The 17,925-nt window shown below is 73.4% G+C and carries 17 protein-coding genes; 7 read left to right on the top strand and 10 right to left on the bottom strand.

What is annotated here, in order from left to right:
• Positions 1-146: 146 nt before the first annotated feature.
• The 3 genes from ABD981_RS17595 (at position 147) to ABD981_RS17605 (ending at position 3,400) form a co-directional block, all read left to right on the top strand.
• On the top strand, positions 147-824 hold the full coding sequence (locus ABD981_RS17595; protein WP_046906592.1) for a bifunctional DNA primase/polymerase: 678 nt from the start codon (positions 147-149) through the stop codon (positions 822-824).
• Between the two features lie 126 nt (positions 825-950).
• Positions 951-1,790, top strand: coding sequence for an ABC transporter ATP-binding protein (locus ABD981_RS17600; protein WP_046906658.1), 840 nt, complete (start codon positions 951-953; stop codon positions 1,788-1,790).
• Positions 1,787-3,400, top strand: a complete 1,614-nt coding sequence (locus tag ABD981_RS17605) for a hypothetical protein (protein ID WP_046906591.1) — start codon at positions 1,787-1,789, stop codon at positions 3,398-3,400. The genes ABD981_RS17600 and ABD981_RS17605 overlap by 4 nt, the downstream gene beginning before the upstream one ends.
• A 109-nt stretch (positions 3,401-3,509) precedes the next feature.
• On the opposite strand, the gene ABD981_RS17610 is transcribed toward ABD981_RS17605, so the two are convergent.
• Positions 3,510-4,427 (bottom strand): RNA polymerase sigma-70 factor, encoded by a 918-nt coding sequence (locus ABD981_RS17610; protein ID WP_046906657.1) that lies wholly within the window; start codon positions 4,425-4,427, stop codon positions 3,510-3,512.
• 33 nt (positions 4,428-4,460) lie between these two features.
• Complete coding sequence (locus ABD981_RS17615) at positions 4,461-5,684, bottom strand: NAD(P)/FAD-dependent oxidoreductase (protein ID WP_046906590.1); 1,224 nt, start codon at positions 5,682-5,684, stop codon at positions 4,461-4,463.
• A gap of 400 nt (positions 5,685-6,084) precedes the next feature.
• Between ABD981_RS17615 and ABD981_RS17620 the strand changes: the two genes are divergently transcribed.
• The gene (locus tag ABD981_RS17620; RefSeq protein WP_046906589.1) at positions 6,085-6,528 is read left to right on the top strand and encodes a subtilase-type protease inhibitor; all 444 of its coding nucleotides are present in this window, start codon (positions 6,085-6,087) and stop codon (positions 6,526-6,528) included.
• Between the two features lie 62 nt (positions 6,529-6,590).
• Here ABD981_RS17620 and ABD981_RS17625 read toward each other — a convergent pair whose 3' ends face one another.
• Together ABD981_RS17625 and ABD981_RS17630 are read right to left on the bottom strand one after the other, a co-directional pair.
• Positions 6,591-6,800, bottom strand: a complete 210-nt coding sequence (locus ABD981_RS17625; RefSeq protein ID WP_046906588.1) for a hypothetical protein — start codon at positions 6,798-6,800, stop codon at positions 6,591-6,593.
• Positions 6,800-7,828, bottom strand: a complete 1,029-nt coding sequence (locus ABD981_RS17630; RefSeq protein WP_046906587.1) for a trypsin-like serine peptidase — start codon at positions 7,826-7,828, stop codon at positions 6,800-6,802. Before ABD981_RS17630 ends, ABD981_RS17625 begins: the two co-directional genes overlap by 1 nt.
• A 298-nt stretch (positions 7,829-8,126) precedes the next feature.
• On the opposite strand from ABD981_RS17630, the gene ABD981_RS17635 reads away from it, so the two are divergent.
• A complete protein-coding gene (locus ABD981_RS17635; protein WP_046906586.1) occupies positions 8,127-9,290 on the top strand; it encodes a phage baseplate protein in 1,164 nt (387 codons plus the stop codon).
• A 24-nt stretch (positions 9,291-9,314) separates the two neighbouring features.
• Here the strand turns inward: ABD981_RS17635 and ABD981_RS17640 are convergent, their stop codons facing one another.
• The 3 genes from ABD981_RS17640 to ABD981_RS17650 form a co-directional block, all read right to left on the bottom strand.
• Complete coding sequence (locus ABD981_RS17640; RefSeq protein WP_345529789.1) at positions 9,315-10,007, bottom strand: N,N-dimethylformamidase beta subunit family domain-containing protein; 693 nt, start codon at positions 10,005-10,007, stop codon at positions 9,315-9,317.
• A 198-nt stretch (positions 10,008-10,205) separates the two neighbouring features.
• Positions 10,206-11,087 carry an alpha/beta fold hydrolase gene (locus tag ABD981_RS17645; RefSeq protein WP_046906656.1) on the bottom strand — a complete coding sequence of 294 codons (882 nt, stop codon included), beginning with the start codon at positions 11,085-11,087 and terminating at the stop codon, positions 10,206-10,208.
• Positions 11,088-11,504: 417 nt separating this feature from the next.
• Entirely contained in the window at positions 11,505-12,197 is a 693-nt protein-coding gene (locus ABD981_RS17650) for an iron-dependent transcriptional repressor DtxR (protein WP_046906584.1), read from the bottom strand.
• A 150-nt stretch (positions 12,198-12,347) separates the two neighbouring features.
• Between ABD981_RS17650 and ABD981_RS17655 the strand changes: the two genes are divergently transcribed.
• Complete coding sequence (locus ABD981_RS17655; RefSeq protein ID WP_046906583.1) at positions 12,348-13,103, top strand: SIS domain-containing protein; 756 nt, start codon at positions 12,348-12,350, stop codon at positions 13,101-13,103.
• Positions 13,104-13,161: 58 nt separating this feature from the next.
• On the opposite strand, the gene ABD981_RS17660 is transcribed toward ABD981_RS17655, so the two are convergent.
• Positions 13,162-14,502 carry a PAS domain-containing protein gene (locus tag ABD981_RS17660; protein WP_046906582.1) on the bottom strand — a complete coding sequence of 447 codons (1,341 nt, stop codon included), beginning with the start codon at positions 14,500-14,502 and terminating at the stop codon, positions 13,162-13,164.
• A 341-nt stretch (positions 14,503-14,843) separates the two neighbouring features.
• Positions 14,844-15,482 (bottom strand): pyridoxamine 5'-phosphate oxidase, encoded by a 639-nt coding sequence (gene pdxH, locus ABD981_RS17665; RefSeq protein WP_046906655.1) that lies wholly within the window; start codon positions 15,480-15,482, stop codon positions 14,844-14,846.
• Positions 15,483-15,754: 272 nt separating this feature from the next.
• Between pdxH and ABD981_RS17670 the strand changes: the two genes are divergently transcribed.
• Positions 15,755-16,855 carry a citrate synthase 2 gene (locus ABD981_RS17670; protein ID WP_046906581.1) on the top strand — a complete coding sequence of 367 codons (1,101 nt, stop codon included), beginning with the start codon at positions 15,755-15,757 and terminating at the stop codon, positions 16,853-16,855.
• Here the strand turns inward: ABD981_RS17670 and ABD981_RS17675 are convergent.
• Entirely contained in the window at positions 16,834-17,892 is a 1,059-nt protein-coding gene (locus ABD981_RS17675) for an isopenicillin N synthase family dioxygenase (protein WP_046906580.1), read from the bottom strand. The two genes, ABD981_RS17670 and ABD981_RS17675, sit on opposite strands and share 22 nt — an antisense overlap.
• Between the last annotated feature and the right edge of the window lie 33 nt (positions 17,893-17,925).

Consider the following 17,925-nt stretch of genomic DNA (forward strand, 5'->3'; position numbering starts at 1 on the left):
CCCGTTTCCTCCCTACCCGCCCACCGCTCCCCTGCCCCGCGCGCGCCCCCGCCCGTGCAACCGTGCGCCCCGCATGCAGGATCGATGCTCCACACCGCTCTCGGCCCCGCCCGTAACCCCAGGTGACGGCGGGAGTTGAGTTCGACGTGGAAGAGACCATCGGAGTCACGGAAGCCGCACAGATCCCCAAGCAGCGAGGCGAGCAGCTGCTGGACAGCGCCGTGCGGTACGCGGAAGAGCGGCACTGGGACGTGTTCCCCGGGACCTGGCTGGAGGCGGTCGAGGGCAGGGAACGCTGCTCCTGCGGCGCGGACGCGTGCGCCTCCCCCGGCGCGCACCCCGCGCGGCCCGACTGGTCGACCCAGGCGACGGGCAGCGCCGTGGGGGCCCGGCGGATGTGGTCGAAGCAGCCGAAGGCCTCGATCCTGCTGCCCACCGGCCGCACCTTCGACGCGCTGGAGGTGTCCGAGTCGGCCGGCTTCCTCGCGCTGGCCCGCATGGAGCGCATGGAGCTGACGCTCGGCCCGGTGACCTGCACGCCGGACCGCCGGATGTTCTTCTTCGTGCTGCCCGGCGCCGCGGCCAAGGTGCCGGACCTGGTCCGCAAGCTGGGCTGGGTGCCCTCCTCGATCGACCTCGTGACGCGCGGCGAGGGGCACTTCGTGGCGGCCCCGCCGACCCGGGTCGGCGGCTTCGGGGCGGTCCAGTGGGCCCGCAAGCCCACGGCGGCGAACCGCTGGCTGCCGGACGCGGAGGAGCTGATCAGCGCGCTGGCCTACGCGTGCGGCCGGGAGGCCGCGGACGCCCGGGCCCGGCAGGCCTGATCCCCTCGTCGTCCGCTCTTCGGCTCCCGCCCGATCTTCGGGGCTTCCGGCCCATATGGCCGGATCAGGCGCGGCCGTAAGGTGGTGCCCGTCAGACGGGGACCATCGAAGGGTTGACGCAACATGATGCCTGACCAGGCATTTGACGGAGTGTTCGAAACGGCGGGCGACGCACCGGGATCCGGTGCGGTGCCCGCCGTTCGTGTCGAGGGGCTGTGGAAGCGTTTCGGCCAGCAGATCGCGGTGAACGGGATCGATCTCGTCCTGCCCGCGGGCAAGTTCATCGGGCTCGTCGGCCCCAACGGGGCGGGCAAGACCACCACGCTGTCGATGATCACCGGCCTGCTCCGCCCCGACCACGGACGCATCCTGGTCTCCGGCCACGACGTCTGGGCCGACCCCGAGTCGGTCGCCCAGGTCAAGGCCCGGATCGGCATCCTGCCCGAGGGGCTGCGGCTCTTCGAGCGCCTCTCGGGCCGTGAACTCCTCGCCTACAGCGGCCGGCTGCGCGGGCTGCCCGGCGCCGAGGTCGACAAGCGCGCCTCCCAGCTGCTCGACGTGCTCGACCTGGCCGGTTCGCAGCACAAGCTGGTCGTCGACTACTCCACCGGCATGCGCAAGAAGATCGGTCTGGCCGCGGCCCTGCTGCACAACCCGGAAGTCCTCTTCCTCGACGAGCCGTTCGAGGGCGTCGACCCGGTCTCGGCGCAGACCATCCGCGGCGTCCTGGAGCGCTACACCGCCTCCGGCGCCACGGTCGTCTTCTCCAGCCACGTCATGGAGCTGGTGGAGTCGCTGTGCGACTGGGTCGCGGTGATGGCCGCGGGCCAGATCCGCGCACAGGGCCCGCTGGAGCAGGTGCGGGGCGAAGCGCCGTCCCTCCAGGCCGCGTTCCTGGAGCTGGTCGGCGCGAACGGGCGGGACGCCGGCGAGTCCCTGGACTGGCTGGGCGGTTCGGGCCGATGACCACCGCCGCTCCGCCCGTCCCCTCCCTGACCTCCGTCTTCGTACGGCTCAAGCTGTCGCTGCTGAAGAACGGTCTGAAGCAGTCGGGGGGCCGGACGGCCGCCTACGTCTTCTCCGTCGTCTTCGCCGCCGTCTTCGGCGCCGTACTGCTGCTCGGCTTCGTGCTGCTGCGCGGCCACACCGACGCGGCCACCGTCACGGTCCTGCTCGCCGGGATCCTGGCGCTCGCCTGGACGGTCATGCCGCTGTTCATCGCGAGCGGCGACGAGACCCTCGACCCCTCGCGGCTCGTGATGCTGCCGCTGCGGCCCCGGCCGCTGGTCCGGGCGCTGCTGGTGGCCTCGCTGGTCGGCGTCGGCCCGGTGTTCACCCTGATCGTCAGCATCGGCGCGGTCCTGGCCCTCGCGCACGGCGCCGCCGGGACGGTCGCCGCCGTCCTCGCCGTACCGCTGGTGGTGCTGGTGTGCGTGGCGCTCTCGCGCTCGGTGGCGGCGGCCAACGTACGCCTCCTCACCTCCCGCAAGGGCCGTGACCTCGCCGTCCTGTCCGGCCTCGTGATCGCGGTCGGCATGCAGCTGGTCAACTTCGGCGCCCAGCGGCTCAGTCAGGCCGGCGGGCTGACGGCGGTCGAGCCGGCCGCCGGGGTCGTCGGCTGGCTGCCCCCGGCCTCCGCGATCTCCGCGGTGGACGCGGCGGCCCGGGGCGAGTACGCGGTGGCCGCGGCCAAGCTGCTGCTCACCGCCGCCGCGCTGGCCGGCCTGGTCCACTGGTGGCAGCGGAGCCTGGTGCGCCTGATGGTCGAGCCGGACGGCTCCACGGTCGGCGCGGCCTCGGAGCCGGCCAAGGACAAGGCCTCCTCCGGCCTGCTGGGCCGGATCCTGCCGGGCGGGCGCACGGGCACCGTGATGGAGCGCAGCCTGCGCTACATCTGGCGGGACCCGAAGACGAAGGCCGCGTGGGTGACCTCGCTGGCGATCGGCGCGATCGTGCCGGTCTTCAACGCGCTGCAGGGAACCGGCACCATCTACTTCGCCTGCTTCGCCTCCGGCATGCTCGGCATCCAGATGTACAACCAGTTCGGCCAGGACACCTCGGCCTTCTGGATGGTCGCGCAGACCATCGCGACGAAGGCCGACGCGTACGCCGAACTGCGCGCGCGGGCCCTCGCGCTGCTGACCGTCACCGTGCCCTACACGGCGCTGGTGACGGCGGTGACGGCGGGGATGCTGGACGCCTGGCACCAGCTGCCGGAGGCGCTGGGCGTGGCCTTCGCGCTGCTCGGCGCGATGATGGCGACGGGCGCGGTGGCCTCGGCGACCTTCCCGTACTCGATCCCGCAGGACAGCGCGTACAAGAACGTCGCGCCGGGGCAGGGCGGGCTCGCCTGGATCTCCATCTTCGGCGGCATGGTCTCCGCGGCGGTGCTGTGCGCCCCCGTGATCGGCCTGACGCTCTTCCTGCACCTCGCGGACCACGAGGACCTGCTGTGGCTGCTGCTGCCCGGCGGCGTGCTGTACGGCGGGCTGATCACCTGGGCCGGTCTGAAGCTGGCCGCCCCGCGGGTGTCGGGCCGGCTGCCGGAGATCCTGGCGGCGGTCAGCAAGGGCTAGCCGGGCGACGGGGCCGGTCCCACGGGGCCGGCCGTGCGCACACGGCGAAGGGCCGGGTTCCTCGCGGAGGAGCCCGGCCCTTTCGTGTGCCCGTGGGTCCGTCAGAGGGTCAGCGGGTCAGCGGGGTCGCCTCGCCGACGCGGGTGAGCTTGTGCGGGTTGCGGACGTAGTAGAGGCCGCTGATCCGGCCCTCCTCGGCGCGGATCGCCATGACCCCGTCGATCTCGCCGTCGGCGAGGATGACGAGCGCCGGGTTGCCGTTGAGCACGGTGGGCTGGCAGGTGACCGTGACGCCGGCCTTGGCGGAGCCGCCGAGGAACAGGCGGGTGAACTTGTCGGAGCCGATGATCGGGCGGAGCGCGGCCCGCCGGATGCCGCCGCCGTCGCTCAGCACCACGACGTCGGGGGCGAGCACGTCGAGGAGCTGCTGCGGGTCCCGGCTCTCCAGCGCCCGCTGGAAGGACTCCAGGACCGTGCGGGCCTCCCGCACGGAGACCGTCTTGCGGGGGCGGCGGGCCTCCACGTGCTTGCGGGCCCGGTGGGCGATCTGGCGGACGGCGGCCGGGGTCTTGTCGACGGCGGCCGCGATCTCCTCGTAGTCGACCTCGAAGACCTCGCGCAGGACGAAGACGGCCCGCTCGGTCGGCGACAGCGTCTCCAGGACGAGCATCAGCGCCATCGACACGCTCTCGGCGAGCTCGACGTCCTCGGCCACGTCCGGCGTGGTGAGCAGCGGCTCGGGCAGCCACTGCCCGACGTACGCCTCCCGCCGGCGCTTCAGCGACCGCAGCCGGTTGAGGGCCTGCCGGGTCGTGATGCGGACCAGGTAGGCGCGCCGGTCGTCGACCGTGTCCAGGTCGACCTTGCTCCAGCGGAGCCAGGTCTCCTGGAGCACGTCCTCGGCGTCGGCGGCCGAGCCGAGCATCTCGTACGCGACGGTGAAGAGCAGGTTGCGGTGCGCGACGAAGGCGTCGGTCGCCGTGTCGGCTTCGGCCAGGTCGGCCGGTGTGTCCCCGTGATCGTTCATGATCACATCCTGGTAGTCGTGCCACATGGCGCGCTAGCCCTTCCGGCCGGCGAGCGCGGGGGCGGGGACGGGGGCGCCGGCGGTCTGGAGCGCCTTGGCTCGGGCGGGCCCGCCCGAGCCGGCGTGCAGGCGGTACGAACCGGGCTTGCGGCCCTCGTCGGCCAGGTGCTTGGGGACGACCGTGCACACGGTCTCCTTGAGCTTCGCGCCCAGGCCGCCGTCGATGTGGAACCACACCGCCTCGTCGGCCCGGTTGGCGAACTGGAAGATGCCGGCGCCCCGGCCGAGGCTGATGCACTGGGCGGCGAAGTTCTGGTTGAGCGTGGCGGGCCGCTCGCCGGCGATCAGGCTGAGGACCGTGTCGGCGGCCCGCGCGCCCATCGGGATCGCGGCCTGGCAGCTCATCCGCAGCGGCAGGCCCGAGGGCGCGGCCGAGTCCCCGGCGGCGATGACGCGGTCGTCGTCGACGCTGGCCAGCGTCTCGTCCGTGAGCAGGCGGCCCAGCGCGTCGGTGCTCAGCCCGCTGCGCGCGGCCAGGTCCGGCACGCCGAAGCCGACGGTCCAGACGGTCAGCGCGCCCGGCAGCTCGCGCCCGTCGGCGAGCAGCACGCCGTCCTCGCGCACGGCCGCCACCTTGGTGCCGGGGCCGTCGACCACGGTCACGCCGAGCCCGGCCAGCCGCTTGGCGACCGAGCGCCGGCCGCGCCGGTGCAGGTAGGGGCCGAGGACGCCGCCGCACACCAGGGTCACGGTGCGGCCCGCCTCGGCCAGTTCGGCGGCCGTCTCGATGCCGGTCGGTCCGGCGCCCACGACGACGACCGGGGCGGTGGCGGGGACGGCGTCGAGGGCCGGGCGCAGCCGCTCGGCCTCCTCCAGGGTGCCGATCGGGTACGCGAACTCGGCGGCCCCGGGGACCTTCGGGTCGGCGCTGCCGCTGCCCACCGCGTAGACCAGGTAGTCGTAAGAGAGGGTGCCGCCGCCCGCCAGCTCGACGCCCCGTCCGGGCGCGTCGATCCGGGTCGCGGAGTCGACCACCAGCCGGACCCGCTCGGCCAGGACGTCCTCGTAGGCGATGACGGCCGGGTCGGTCCCGCCGACCAGCTGGTGCAGGCGGATCCGGTGGACGAAGGAGGGGCGGGGGTTGACCAGCGTGACGGTGACGTCCTCGCGGGCGGTGAGCCGGTTGGCGGCCATGACGCCGGCGTAGCCGCCGCCGATGACGACGACGTGGGCGGGGGCGGTGGTGTGCGCGTTCATGGTGTCTCCTCCGTGGTGGGCGGTTCGGGCACAAGACACCGGGGGGCCCGCTCCTGTGACACGTTGTGGCCCGGATCACATCCGAGGGCGTGTCACGGCGCATCGCCGGACTCTGAACGGAGGGTTCCAGTCGATCGAACTCGGGCGAGAATGCTCCAACTCGGAACATTTTCCGGATCGCCCCAGGTCAGACGGTCGTTCTCGCTTGAACCGCCATCCCATCCGAGTCGATCAAGGACCTCGCCACACCCCCGCACACCCGCCCCGAGCTGCCCGAACTACCGGTCGGTAGGCCGCGATTCGCACGTACGGCCGGAAAGCGGTGAGCGATTGTGCGATCACCCTCCGCGTCGACAAGACTCCCGTCCGTATCCGCACACCCACGCGAAGGGACACCCCCGTGCGTTACTTCCGGACCCTGGGCGCCACCGCGCTCGCCACCACCACCGGCCTCGCTCTCATCGCCACCGCGGTCACGAGCGAAGCCGAGGCCGCGCCCGCCGGGCTCTACCCGCCCTCGGCGCTCGTCCTCACCGTCGGCAAGGGCGAGCGGGCCGCCACGGCCACGGTCGACCGCGCGGTCACCCTGGTCTGCTCCCCCACCCCCGGCGGCACCCACCCCGCCCCGGCGGCGGCCTGTTCGGAGCTGGCGGCGGTCGGCGGCGACCTGGCCCGGCTCGCGGCCGGCTCGCCCGGGCAGCGCCCCTGTACCCGCGAGTGGGACCCGGTCGTGGTCACCGGCTCCGGGGTCTGGCGGGGCAAGCGGGTCAACTGGTCGGCGCGGTACGGGAACACGTGCGAGCTGCGGGAGAAGACCGGCGAGCGGACGGTCTTCGGGTTCTGACGCCCGCGGTACGCGAGGAGGCCGGACCCCGCGGGGGTCCGGCCTCGTCGTGCGCGGGTCGCTCAGGGGTCCACCGGCATGTCCGGCGCACCGCTCTCGATGACGTGGTCGCCGCCCGGGTCCACGGAGTGGGTCCGGCTGCCCCCGGGGTCCCCGGACTCCGGCCCGCACCCGGCGAGCGGACCGAGCAGGCCGAGCAGGCCGGCCAGCAGCACGGCGTTGACGGCGGCTGCGGCGAGCGGGCCGCGCGGCGCGCGTGCGGACCGGTTCATCAGTAGTTCGAGTAGGTGTTGAAGGCGTCGCCGACCCACGTGGCGAAGTACGGCGAGCGCATCTCGGTGGGGGCGGTCGCGCTGTCGACGTTGCTGTTCACGCCGTTCACCCAGCCGCTGTAGTACACGTTGTCGTCCTTGCCGAAGATCCAGGGGCCGCCGCTCGATCCGCCCGTCATGTTGCACGGGATCTTGATCTGGTCGGTGGTCCACCAGCTGCGCTGGGAGCTGGTGGCGGCGCAGAAGTACTGCCACTGCCCGTCGAACGGCGGGGCCTGCGGATAGCCCATGGACGTCACGTAGCGGTCCTTCGGGTAGTTCCACTGGATGCCCATGCCGCCCACGGCGTTGACCAGTTCACCGCTGGAGTTGGGCGAGGTGATGACGATGCCGAGGTCGTAGCCGAAGTTGCCGCTCTGCGTCCAGCCGTTGAAGGCGACGAGCGTCTCGGCCCACCAGGTGCCGTAGGGGCGGTTGCCGTGGTCGTAGTACGGGACGAACTGCCAGTTCGAGTTCCACGACTGGCCGGGGCCGCCGTGGACGCAGTGCCCGGCGGTGAACACCATGTTCTTGTTGGTGCTGTTGACGGCCGAACCCGAGCAGACGTAGTCCTTCCCGTCCGAGCCGGTGAAGAAGACCTTGCCGACGACCCGCGTCGCCGTGACGCTGATCCTGATGCCGCCGGGCGCGGGCGCGTGGCCCGCCACCGGGTCGGAGCCGGTGGCGGCGGGGCCGGTCGGTTTCCGCGGGGCCGCCGGGGCCTGCGGGGCGGCCTGGCCGCCCCTGGGCGTGCGGTCGGCCAGGTCGAACGGGACGGCGCGGGCCATCCGCTCGGGGGTCCAGTACTCCGCGAGCCGCGCGGACTCGCCCGCCGGTACGGCGTGTTCGACCGCGGCGGCCGGGTCGGCGCCCTTGCGGGGAGCCCCCGCCGCCTGGGCGGTGGCGGCGGTGGGGATCAGGAACAGAGCGATGGCGGCGGCGAGGCCGGCCGCGATGGAGTGCCTGCGTCTGTGGCGTATGCCCGACACGTGATACCTCGATCTCCGTTGCTGGCATGGACACGCAATGCTTGGCGGAGGCGGGAAAGGGCGTCAACGGAGCCCGTGGAGGTATGGCCGGTTCCGGGGACACGGCGACCGGTTACCGGCCCTGACCTGCGCCTTTGGCCTAGACCTGAGCGGAGGGCGCGGCGCCGGGACGGCCGCGGGGCGATCACGGGGCGGACAGCCGCGGGCGCCCCGCCCGGGACTGTCCCGACGCCCATGCCATCCTCCGGGGCCCGGAACGTAGGCTCGGCCTCTCCTGCCACTTTTGAGGAGACGTCACTTGATCAAGCTCGCTTCCGCCGGCACGCCCCCGCTGCTCGTCGGCGCCACCCTCGCCTCGCCGGTCAGCGTGGCGCAGTCGGTGTTCTGGGAGACCACCGACCAGCTCTGGTACGTGTGCCAGCCCGACGGCACGCCGGAGGATATGGACCGGGTCACGGTCACCCGGCTGAGCGTGGACGGCGCGATCGTCGACAAGATGTACATCGGCAGATCGGGACACGGCACCGGCCTCTGCGTCGAGCGGACCGCCGCCGGGGTCCACCTCTGGACCGGCGCCGTGCCCAACGGCGGCTGGGCCACGGCCCTCGCCCGCATCCCGTACGTGCCGAACGGCACCGCCGACGCGTCCGAGGCGTCCGTCGTGCGCACCCCGCGCACGGGCGTGTACCGGGTCTCGGCGTCGATCGACCCGACCCGCCACCAGCTCGTCGTCCGCTGGCAGTCGAACAACGTGGCCTCGCCGACGGCGGTCGGCGGCATCGACGCGTACGACCTGGGGGCCGCGGCCACCGGGACGTTCCAGCGGGTGCGCTCGGTGGCCTTCGAGGCCTCGGGCAAGACGCTCCAGGGCTTCACGAGCCTGGGCGACTACGTGTACCACCTGTACGGCGACCAGGGCGTCGACAACTTCCTGGTGACGTGCACCGACTGGGCCACCGGGACGGTGCTCCAGTCGCAGCGCGTCGGCGCCTTCCCGGGCATCGAGTACCGCGAGCCCGAGGGCATATGCGTGTACGACGGCACGCTGGCGTTCGGGATCGCCGGCCGCGTCTCCGGCGTGCGCCAGCTGAACGTGGCCCGCTTCCCGTACCCGGGCACGAACCCGTGGGTCGAGATCCCCTACGACTCCGCGGCCTACACCCCGAACAGCGCCAACTACGTTCCCCAGTACCGGATCGCCGGCGACCAGGTGCACCTGCACTTCTCGATGTCGAAGGCGGACGGCACCGCGTGGGGCCAGGGCGAGGTGCTCTTCACGCTGCCGCAGCGGGTCCGGCCGAACCGCACCCAGCGGCTGCTCGGCGTGGTCAGCGGCGGCGCCGTCAACGGCGACACCATGGCGGTGCGCTTCGAGGTGGCCGCGGACGGCAAGGTGACCATCTGGGACGAGCGCAGCCTGGTGGGCTGGGTCGGGGCGGACGCCGGCTTCTGGGTCTGCTGACGCCCTCCCCGTACCCGGGTACGTCTAGTCGAGCAGGCCGTCGAGGAGTGCGGCGGCCTCGCTCCGGGTCCGCTCGTCCGCGTGACCGGGCTCGGCGAGCGCGAGCGGGCGGGGCAGGGCGGTCGCCGAGGGGTGCACGACGGCCCCGTAACGGGCCGGGCGGACGCGGCCCTTGCGGACGTCCTCCTCGGTCGCGTACGTGACGTCGTACCCGGCCTCCTCCAGCCAGCGGGCGGTGCTGGCGTCCGTACCGAGGGTTCCGGGCATGCCGAGACCCGGGTACGGGCGCCGGCCGGCGTAGCTCAGCGGGACGACGGCCAGGACGTCGGAGCGGCGGGCGGGCTCGCGGACCACGAACGGCGTGTAGGCGCGGTGCCCTCCGGACGTGGTGAGGACGGCGAGGAAGAGGCCGGAGACCCAGCTCGCGGGCACCCGCGTCTTCCAGGTCCGGCCGTCGGCCGGGACGTCCTCGGCGGTCAGCAGGTGGCGGGCGCGGTCGCCGCCGTAGTGGCCGAGCCGGTAGACCTCGACCGTGCAGGTGCGCTCGCCGCGGGCCGACACCCGCAGCGCGAGGTCCTGGCCGGGCTCGACCGAGGCGGCGGCCGCGTACCCCTGGATCTCCGGGTGGCGCGGGTCGACCCCACAGGTCTCGCGGGGGGCCGATGCCCCACTCGTCGGAGCCCTCCGCCAGGTTCTCCCGCACGACGGGGTTGTCACCGGTGTGCGGACCGGCCGGGGGCAGGGGGCCGGCCGCGGCCGCGGTGCCCGGGGCGGCGACCGCGAGGGCGGCGGACGCGGCTCCGGCCGCGAGCAGGACCGTACGGCGGGCGAGCTGCATGGGGACCTCCGGGTCCGACGTCGCTGGCTGTCTGACGCCCGATCGGCGCCCGCCGGTGATCTTATAGACCGGTGGTCCTACGAACCCGGCGCCGGTGCCTGCCGGGACGTCAGGACACCCTCCAGGAAGGGCTCGACGGCCTCGCGCCAGGCATCGGCGTGCTCGTAGTGCAGCAGGTGCCCGGCGTCGGGGATCTCCGCGTACGCCCCGCGGGGCAGGACGCGGACCATCTCCTGCGCCTCGGCGCGGCCCAGCTCGCCGTCGAGGCCGCGGACGACGAGGGTCGGGCAGCGGACCTGGGCGAGGGACTCCCAGTGGGCGTCGTGGACCCAGGTCTCGCGGGAGGTGAGCATCTGGGCCGGGTCGAAGACCGGGCGCCAGCCGTCCGGCTGCTCGGTCATCACCTCGGCGAAGAACTCGCCGCGGGCCGGATGCGGCCGCTCCACCCACGGGTCCGCGTCGCCGAACCACTGGCGCACCGCGTCCAGCGAGGCGAAGGGGACGGGCCAGCGGCGGAACCAGTCCTGCCACTCGCGCTGGGAGGCGGCGCCGAGGGCGGAGGCGCGCATGTCGCAGATGACGAGGGCGCGGACCAGGTCGGGGCGCTCGGCGGCGAGCTGCCAGGCGGTGAGGGCGCCCATGGAGTGCCCGACGAGGGTGACGGGGCCGAGGCCGAGCCGCTCGACGACGGCCGCCGCGTCGGCGACGTACGCCTCGCGCGTGAAGGGGCCCGCCTCGGGCTTCTCGCTGCGCCCGTGGCCGCGCTGGTCGAGGGCGACCGTGCGGTGGCTCCGGCCGAGCCAGCCGGCGGCGCGGGCCCAGTGGGCGGCGTGCCCCATGAGCCCGTGGAGGAGTAAGACCCCGGAGCCGTCAGCGGCCCGCGGGGCGGTGTCCTCCGTGAAGTCCCAGGCCGCCAGGCGTACGCCGTCGGCCGCGGTGACGTCGAGTCGTCGCACCATGCTGCTCGGCACCCCCTCTTTCCCTTGGAACTGCGCCAGACTATCGAACCCGTATTCGAAAATGCGCTCCTGCCGCTCAACACCCCTCGTTCGAGTGACGGCGCTCAAGGATTGGCGGGCGCTGCCGAGGGGAGATCTTGAGCGGGAGGCGGACCGCTCGGGGAAAACGGTCCGTGGGGAATGACCCTGGGAGCTCGGGGCTCCGGGTCAGCACAGGGGAGGACAGGCCCCGGCGCCTCAGGGCGCCGGGGCTTTCTGTCGCGGTGGCGCGATACGCATGAAGGACCGCCCTCATCCCCCCAGCGTGGCACGGGCGGGGGCGTGGGCGTGGCGATTCCGCCGTAAAACGGGCCCGTACGGGACGGGGACGGGACGGGGCCGACCCCCGAGGGGCACCCCGTCGGCGCACGGCGGCGGTCAGCGCTTGGCGACGAAGACGTGCGCGGCGACCTCGGCGTCGAGCTCGGCCGCCTCGCCGCTGCTGCCCACCAGGACGCCGCCGGGGGACTCGGTCACGGAGACGACCGAACCCGGCTGCACACCTGCACGCCGCAGCGTGTACATCAGCTGGGCGTCCGTCTGGATGGGCTCGCCGATCCTGCGGACGATCACGGTCTTGCCCTCGCCGCCGGCCTCCAGGTCGGCAAGCGAGACCATCGAGTCGTCCAGGAAGGACTCCGCCTCGGCCTTCTCGCCCAGCTCCTCCAGGCCCGGGATCGGGTTGCCGTACGGCGACTCCGTCGGGTGGCGCAGCAGCTCCAGCACCCGGCGCTCCACGGCCTCGCTCATCACGTGCTCCCAGCGGCACGCCTCCGCGTGGACCTGCTCCCACTCCAGGCCGATCACGTCGACGAGCAGACACTCGGCGAGCCGGTGCTTGCGCATCACGCGGGTGGCCAGGCGGCGGCCCTCGTCCGTGAGCTCCAGGTGGCGGTCGCTGGCGACGGCCACCAGGCCGTCGCGCTCCATGCGGGCCACGGTCTGGCTCACGGTCGGACCGCTCTGGTCCAGCCGCTCGGCGATCCGGGCGCGCATGGGGACCACACCTTCCTCTTCGAGCTCAAGGATGGTGCGGAGATACATCTCCGTGGTGTCGATCAGTCCGGACATACGTGCCCCTCGATGAGTCGTGCGCTGGCCCTGCACCAATTCTGACGCATCGCGCCGACAACCGGGGCGTGCCGGGGTGCGGCGGTATTGACAGAGCAATGGTCCAGACCGCACCGTGATCGGCGACCACGACGAGAAGGAGCCGCCGCCATGGGCGAGAGCAAGCTGGCCGGACAGTTCTTCGACGCCGCGATCGGCCTGCTCCAGAAGGTGCGGGACGAGGAGGCGGACGCGATCTCCGAGGCCGGGAAGGCCATCGCCGGGGCGGTCGCCGCGGGCAACCGGCTCTTCGCCTTCGGGGCGGGCCATTCCTCGCTCGCCGCCCAGGACGTCGTCTACCGCGCGGGCGGTCTCGCGCTGATGAACCTGCTGGCCGTGCCGGGCGTCGTCGGCGTGGACGTCATGCCCGCGACCCTCGGCTCCGCCCTCGAACGCGTGGACGGACTGGCCGGCGCCGTCCTGGACTCCTCCCCCGCGCGGGCCGGCGACGTCCTGATCATCATCTCCCTGTCCGGCCGCAACGCCCTGCCGGTCGAGATGGCGATGAACGCCCGCGCCCTCGGCCTCACGGTCATCGGGGTCACCTCCGTGGCGTACGCGACGGAGACGAAGTCGCGGCACGTCTCGGGGACCTACCTGAAGGACCACTGCGACGTCGTCCTCGACTCGAAGATCGCCATCGGCGACGCCGAGCTCACCCACGAGGGCATCGAGGCCCCCTTCGCCCCCGCCTCCACCGTCGTCACCAGTGCCCTCATGCAGGCCACGATGGCGGCCGCCGCCGAGGAACTGGTCCGCCTCGGCATCGAGCCGCCCCTCCTCCGCTCGGGCAACGTGGACGGCGGCCACGAGTGGAACGGCCGCGTGATGACGGAGTACGGGGACCGCATCTTCTTCCGCCACTGAGCCGGAGACGCACCGAGGGGGTGGTGGCGAGAACTCGCCACCACCCCCTCGTCGTGCGTCAGGCCTCGGGTCCACCGGCCCGGCCCAGCTCCGCCGCCACCCGCCCCGCCACCGTCTCCGCGTACACCGCGTCCTCCCGCGCGAAGGCCGGGCGGGACGGGGAGCGCAGGAAGGTCGCGATGCCGAGGGTGCGGGCGCGGCTGCGGAGGGGGACGCAGAGGGCGTGGGCCATGTCGGGGGGCCACAGGCGGGCGGTGGACCAGTCGGGTGTGTCGGGGGTGGCGGTCGCCCTCGCCGGGCCCTGGCGGCTCAGGGACTGGAGGGCCGGGTGGGACGGCGGGTACGGGAGGGGGATGCCGCCCGTCACGGCCGGGGTGACCGGGCCCGGGGCTCCGGCCGGAGTCGCCAGGGCGCGGGCCAGGCGGCCGTCCGGGAGGGTCCGGTCGACCAGGACGTGGTCGGCGAAGCCGGCCAGCGCGAAGTCCAGCAGGACGGCGGCGGCCTCCCTCGGGTCCTCGCACTCCGCCGCCGCGGCGCCCGCGCGGTGCAGCTGGCTCCAGCGGAAGCGCAGCCGGTCCGCCTCCTGCGCGGCGAGACGGGCCTCGGTCACGTCCTGGAAGAGCCAGCCGACGCCCAGCGGGACCGGCTCCGGCGCCTCGGCGAGCGGGGAGGCGAGCCGGACGAAGCCGGAGCGCCAGCAGCGGCGGCGGTCGCCGCGCGGGCCGCGCAGCGTCACCCACAGGTCGGCCGGCTCGGGCGGCGCGCCCGCGGCCAGGACGTGCTGGAGGGCCGCCTCCAGCTGCTCGACGCCCTGCGTGACGATCTCCCCGAGGGGGCGGCCGAGCGGCGTCGTGCGGGCCGTGCCCAGCGCGCGGGCCGCGTAGGCGTTGACCACCGCCGGGCGCAGGTCCACGTCGACCAGGACGACGCCCCAGGACGCGTCCTCGAACAGCGCCTCGCTCAGCGCGATGGAGCGCTCCAGGTCGACCTGGACGTGCACCTCGCTGAACGCGCAGTACACCCCGGCCGGCCCGCCGTCGGCCCCGCGCACGCCCGCCGTCTGGGTGCGGACCAGGACCCGCCCGCCGTCCTTGCGCAGCAGCGCGAACTCGTGCACCTGGCGGCCCGGCGCGGTCATCGCCCGCATCAGCCGGGCCAGGGTCTCCTCGGCGTCGGCGCTGCGCGCGGCCCAGCCGTCGAAGCCCCGCCGGCCGACGGCCTCCCCGGCCGACCAGCCGAGGATCCGCTCGGCCTCGCGGTTCCAGTGGGTGACGGTCCCGTCGACGTCCAGCGCGCACAGCGCCGCGTCCATCCCGTCGAGCAGGGCGGCCAGCAGGTCCGCCCCCGGCACCCCCGGAACCCGCGCCGTGTCGCTGGCAGAACCCGTCGAAGCACTCATTCGACACCCCCCGCCTCATTCAACTGGAAACGTGACCCAGGACACAGCCCGTTGCCGAAAATCCCGTTCCCGAAAATGGGTTGAGCGGGGGCGCGCGGCTTCCTAAGGTGAAGCCACACGTGAAAGGAGGTGATCCGAAAAAATGGTTTCTTTTCGGACTCGTGAGGTGACTGCGGGCTAAGGCCTGCCGTCGCACTCTTGTGCACCTCGGCAGGCCTTCTGCCGAAACAATCGCAGTCACCCGACCCGTGGGCCGCCGGTCAGTCCGGCCGGCTTCCGTCCGAACTGCAGCGGACGGGACCAAGGCCCACGGGTCGTCTGCGTTTCCCGGGGCCCGCCCCTCACGGGGAGAGGCGTTCCACCTGCCAGGTCGTGCCCCCGGCGGCGTCCTCGCGCACGTACCGCAGCCGGTCATGGAGCCGGTTCTCGTGGCCCTGCCAGAACTCCACCGTCTCCGGCACCACCCGGAAGCCGCCCCACTCCGGCGGCACCGGCACCTGCTCGTCCTGCGGGTACCGCGCGGCCAGCTCCTCGTAGCGGGCCAGGAGTTCGGCCCGCGAGCCGATCACCGTCGACTGGTGGCTGGCCCACGCGCCCAGCTGCGAGCCGTGCGGGCGGGTGCGGAAGTACGCCACCGTCTCGTCCCGCCCGGTCCGGACCGCGCGGCCGGTCACGATGACCTGCCGTGCCATCGGGTGCCACGGGAAGAGCAGCGAGACGTACGGGTTGTCCGTCAGCTCCCGGCCCTTGCGCGAGCCGTAGTTGGTGAAGAACACGAAACCCCCCTCGTCGTAGTGCTTGAGCAGCACGGTGCGCGAGGACGGGCGGCCGTCGGGGGTGGCGGTGGAGACGACCATCGCGTTCGGCTCGTGGATCGCCGGGGTCGCGGCGGTCTCCTTGAACCAGCGCGAGAACTGTTCGATCGGTTCGGGTGCGAGGTCCGCCACGGTCAGTTCCATGGTCCGGTACTGCTCGCGCATGTCGGCGGGATCGAGGGCGTCGGTCACGGGGCCATCCTGCCGTAGCGCCCGAGTCTGCCCGGCACCGCGGGCGGCTAATCCTTCATCGCCGATTCGGCGCAGTGTGCCGGATGTCACGCTTCCCCGCATCATCGGAACCGTACAGACTCATCGGCTGGATCACTGTTACGTCCCGCCAACCGGCCCGACCTAATGATTGATCATCGATCAGGCACCGCATGCGACACCGCACAGCGCATGCACCGCACACATCGCTATAGAGGAGCCGCCTCATGTCTGACTTCGTACCGGGGCTCGAAGGAGTCGTCGCGTTCGAGACGGAGATCGCCGAGCCCGACAAGGAGGGTGGCGCGCTCCGCTACCGCGGGGTCGACATCGAGGACCTGGTCGGTCACGTCTCGTTCGGCAACGTCTGGGGCCTGCTGGTCGACGGCGCCTTCAACCCCGGTCTGCCCGCCGCCGAGCCCTTCCCCATCCCGGTGCACTCCGGCGACATCCGCGTCGACGTGCAGTCCGCGCTCGCGATGCTCGCGCCGGTCTGGGGCCTCAAACCGCTTCTGGACATCTCCGCCGAGCAGGCCCGCGACGACCTCGCCCGCGCCGCCGTCATGGCCCTGTCGTACGTCGCCCAGTCGGCCCGCGGCCAGGGGCTGCCCATGGTCCCGCAGAGCGAGATCGACAAGGCCGAGACCGTCGTCGAGCGCTTCATGGTCCGCTGGCGCGGCGAGCCCGACCCGAAGCACGTCAAGGCCGTCGACGCCTACTGGACCTCCGCCGCCGAGCACGGCATGAACGCGTCCACCTTCACCGCCCGCGTCATCGCCTCCACCGGCGCCGACGTCGCCGCGGCCCTCTCGGGCGCGGTCGGCGCCATGTCCGGCCCGCTGCACGGCGGCGCGCCCTCCCGCGTGCTCGGCATGATCGAGGAGATCGAGCGCACCGGCGACGCCACCGCCTACGTCAAGCAGGCCCTCGACAAGGGCGAGCGGCTCATGGGCTTCGGCCACCGCGTCTACCGCGCCGAGGACCCCCGCGCCCGCGTCCTGCGCCGCACGGCCAAGGAGCTGGCCGCGCCGCGCTTCGAGGTCGCCGAGGCGCTGGAGAAGGCCGCCCTGGAGGAGCTGCACAACCGGCGCCCCGACCGCGTCCTCGCCACCAACGTCGAGTTCTGGGCGGCCATCGTCCTGGACTTCGCCGAGGTCCCGGCGCACATGTTCACGTCGATGTTCACCTGCGCCCGCACGGCCGGCTGGTCGGCGCACATCCTGGAGCAGAAGCGCACCGGCCGCCTGGTCCGCCCGTCCGCCCGCTACACCGGCCCGGGCGTCCGCGACCCCCGTCAGATCGAGGGCTACGAGGACATCGCGGGCTGAGCGGGCTGGGCCGGCCCGGCCGACCGGTCGCGGCCCAGCAGCAGGTCCGCGTGATGGCGGGCCGCCGCCAGCGGATGGGCGCGGAGCTTGCCCTTCAGCTCGTTGCGACCGTACTCGGCGAACAGCGGGTTCGCCGGGTCGGTCGTGACCCCGGGCGCCGCCGCGGCGTACGGGAACTGGAGCGGGGCGATCCGGGCGTCCAGCCGCGGGTTGTAGAAGAAGGGCACGGAATACCGCTCCGTCGCCCCGGGCGGCGACACCACGCGGTGGTTGGTGGCGACCAGGTAGCCGTCCGTCGCCACCTCCAGGAGCTCGCCGAGGTTGACCACGAACGCGCCCGGCAGCGGCGGCACGTCGTGGAACACGCCGTCCTCCCGCTCCACCTGGAGCCCGCCCACGTGGTCCTGGAGCAGCAGCGTCAGGAAGCCGTAGTCCTTGTGCGCGCCCACGCCCTGGTCGTCGCCCTCGCCGCTGCTGCCCGGGTAGCGGACCAGCTTCAGGTGCGGGTGGGCGCGCGGGCCGAACGCGTCGTCGTAGAAGTCGGGCGCGGCGCCGATCGACGTCAGCAGCTCGTGCAGCAGCCGCTCGGCGACGCCGCTGAGCCGCTCGATCCAGTTCAGCGCCGCGAGGCGCAGCTCCGGCAGGGCGACGGGCCACTGGTTGGGGCCCTGGAGCCACCAGTACGGGGCCTCCTGCGGGCCCGGCACGTGCGCGGGCCGCTCGGCGCCGATGTCCAGCTGGTCGCGCCAGTCGCGGGCGCCCGCGGTGCGCTCGTCGCCGATCCGGGTGTAGCCGCGGAAGTGCGGCGAGTTGGTGGTGTCCAGGGCGAGCCGGTCCGCCTCCGGCAACGCGAAGAAGGCCCGCATGGCGCCGGTGAGCGCCCGCGTCTCGGCCTCGGTCACGCCGTGCCCGACGAGCTGGAAGAAACCCACGTCATGGGCGGCGGAGTGGAGCTGCGCGTGGAGCAGCCGGCGGGCCTGCGGGCCTCGGTCGGCGGCGGAGAGGTCGACGATGGGGAGCTGCGAGGTGTAACTCATGGTGTGCGTCCGCGGGGGTGTACGGCGCCCGGG

This window comes from Streptomyces showdoensis, from assembly GCF_039535475.1.
GTDB classification, from domain to species: domain Bacteria; phylum Actinomycetota; class Actinomycetes; order Streptomycetales; family Streptomycetaceae; genus Streptomyces; species Streptomyces showdoensis.

Bases quoted from the DNA above. Each gene is read 5' to 3' on its own strand.
- ABD981_RS17600 (WP_046906658.1), top strand. From the start codon at position 951: ATGCCTGACCAGGCATTTGACGGAGTGTTCGAAACGGCGGGCGACGCA.
- ABD981_RS17605 (WP_046906591.1), top strand. From the start codon at position 1,787: ATGACCACCGCCGCTCCGCCCGTCCCCTCCCTGACCTCCGTCTTCGTA.
- ABD981_RS17610 (WP_046906657.1), bottom strand. From the start codon at position 4,427: ATGAACGATCACGGGGACACACCGGCCGACCTGGCCGAAGCCGACACG.
- ABD981_RS17615 (WP_046906590.1), bottom strand. From the start codon at position 5,684: ATGAACGCGCACACCACCGCCCCCGCCCACGTCGTCGTCATCGGCGGC.
- ABD981_RS17625 (WP_046906588.1), bottom strand. From the start codon at position 6,800: ATGAACCGGTCCGCACGCGCGCCGCGCGGCCCGCTCGCCGCAGCCGCC.
- ABD981_RS17645 (WP_046906656.1), bottom strand. From the start codon at position 11,087: ATGGTGCGACGACTCGACGTCACCGCGGCCGACGGCGTACGCCTGGCG.
- ABD981_RS17650 (WP_046906584.1), bottom strand. From the start codon at position 12,197: ATGTCCGGACTGATCGACACCACGGAGATGTATCTCCGCACCATCCTT.
- ABD981_RS17655 (WP_046906583.1), top strand. From the start codon at position 12,348: ATGGGCGAGAGCAAGCTGGCCGGACAGTTCTTCGACGCCGCGATCGGC.
- ABD981_RS17660 (WP_046906582.1), bottom strand. From the start codon at position 14,502: ATGAGTGCTTCGACGGGTTCTGCCAGCGACACGGCGCGGGTTCCGGGG.
- pdxH (WP_046906655.1), bottom strand. From the start codon at position 15,482: ATGCGCGAGCAGTACCGGACCATGGAACTGACCGTGGCGGACCTCGCA.
- ABD981_RS17670 (WP_046906581.1), top strand. From the start codon at position 15,755: ATGTCTGACTTCGTACCGGGGCTCGAAGGAGTCGTCGCGTTCGAGACG.
- ABD981_RS17675 (WP_046906580.1), bottom strand. From the start codon at position 17,892: ATGAGTTACACCTCGCAGCTCCCCATCGTCGACCTCTCCGCCGCCGAC.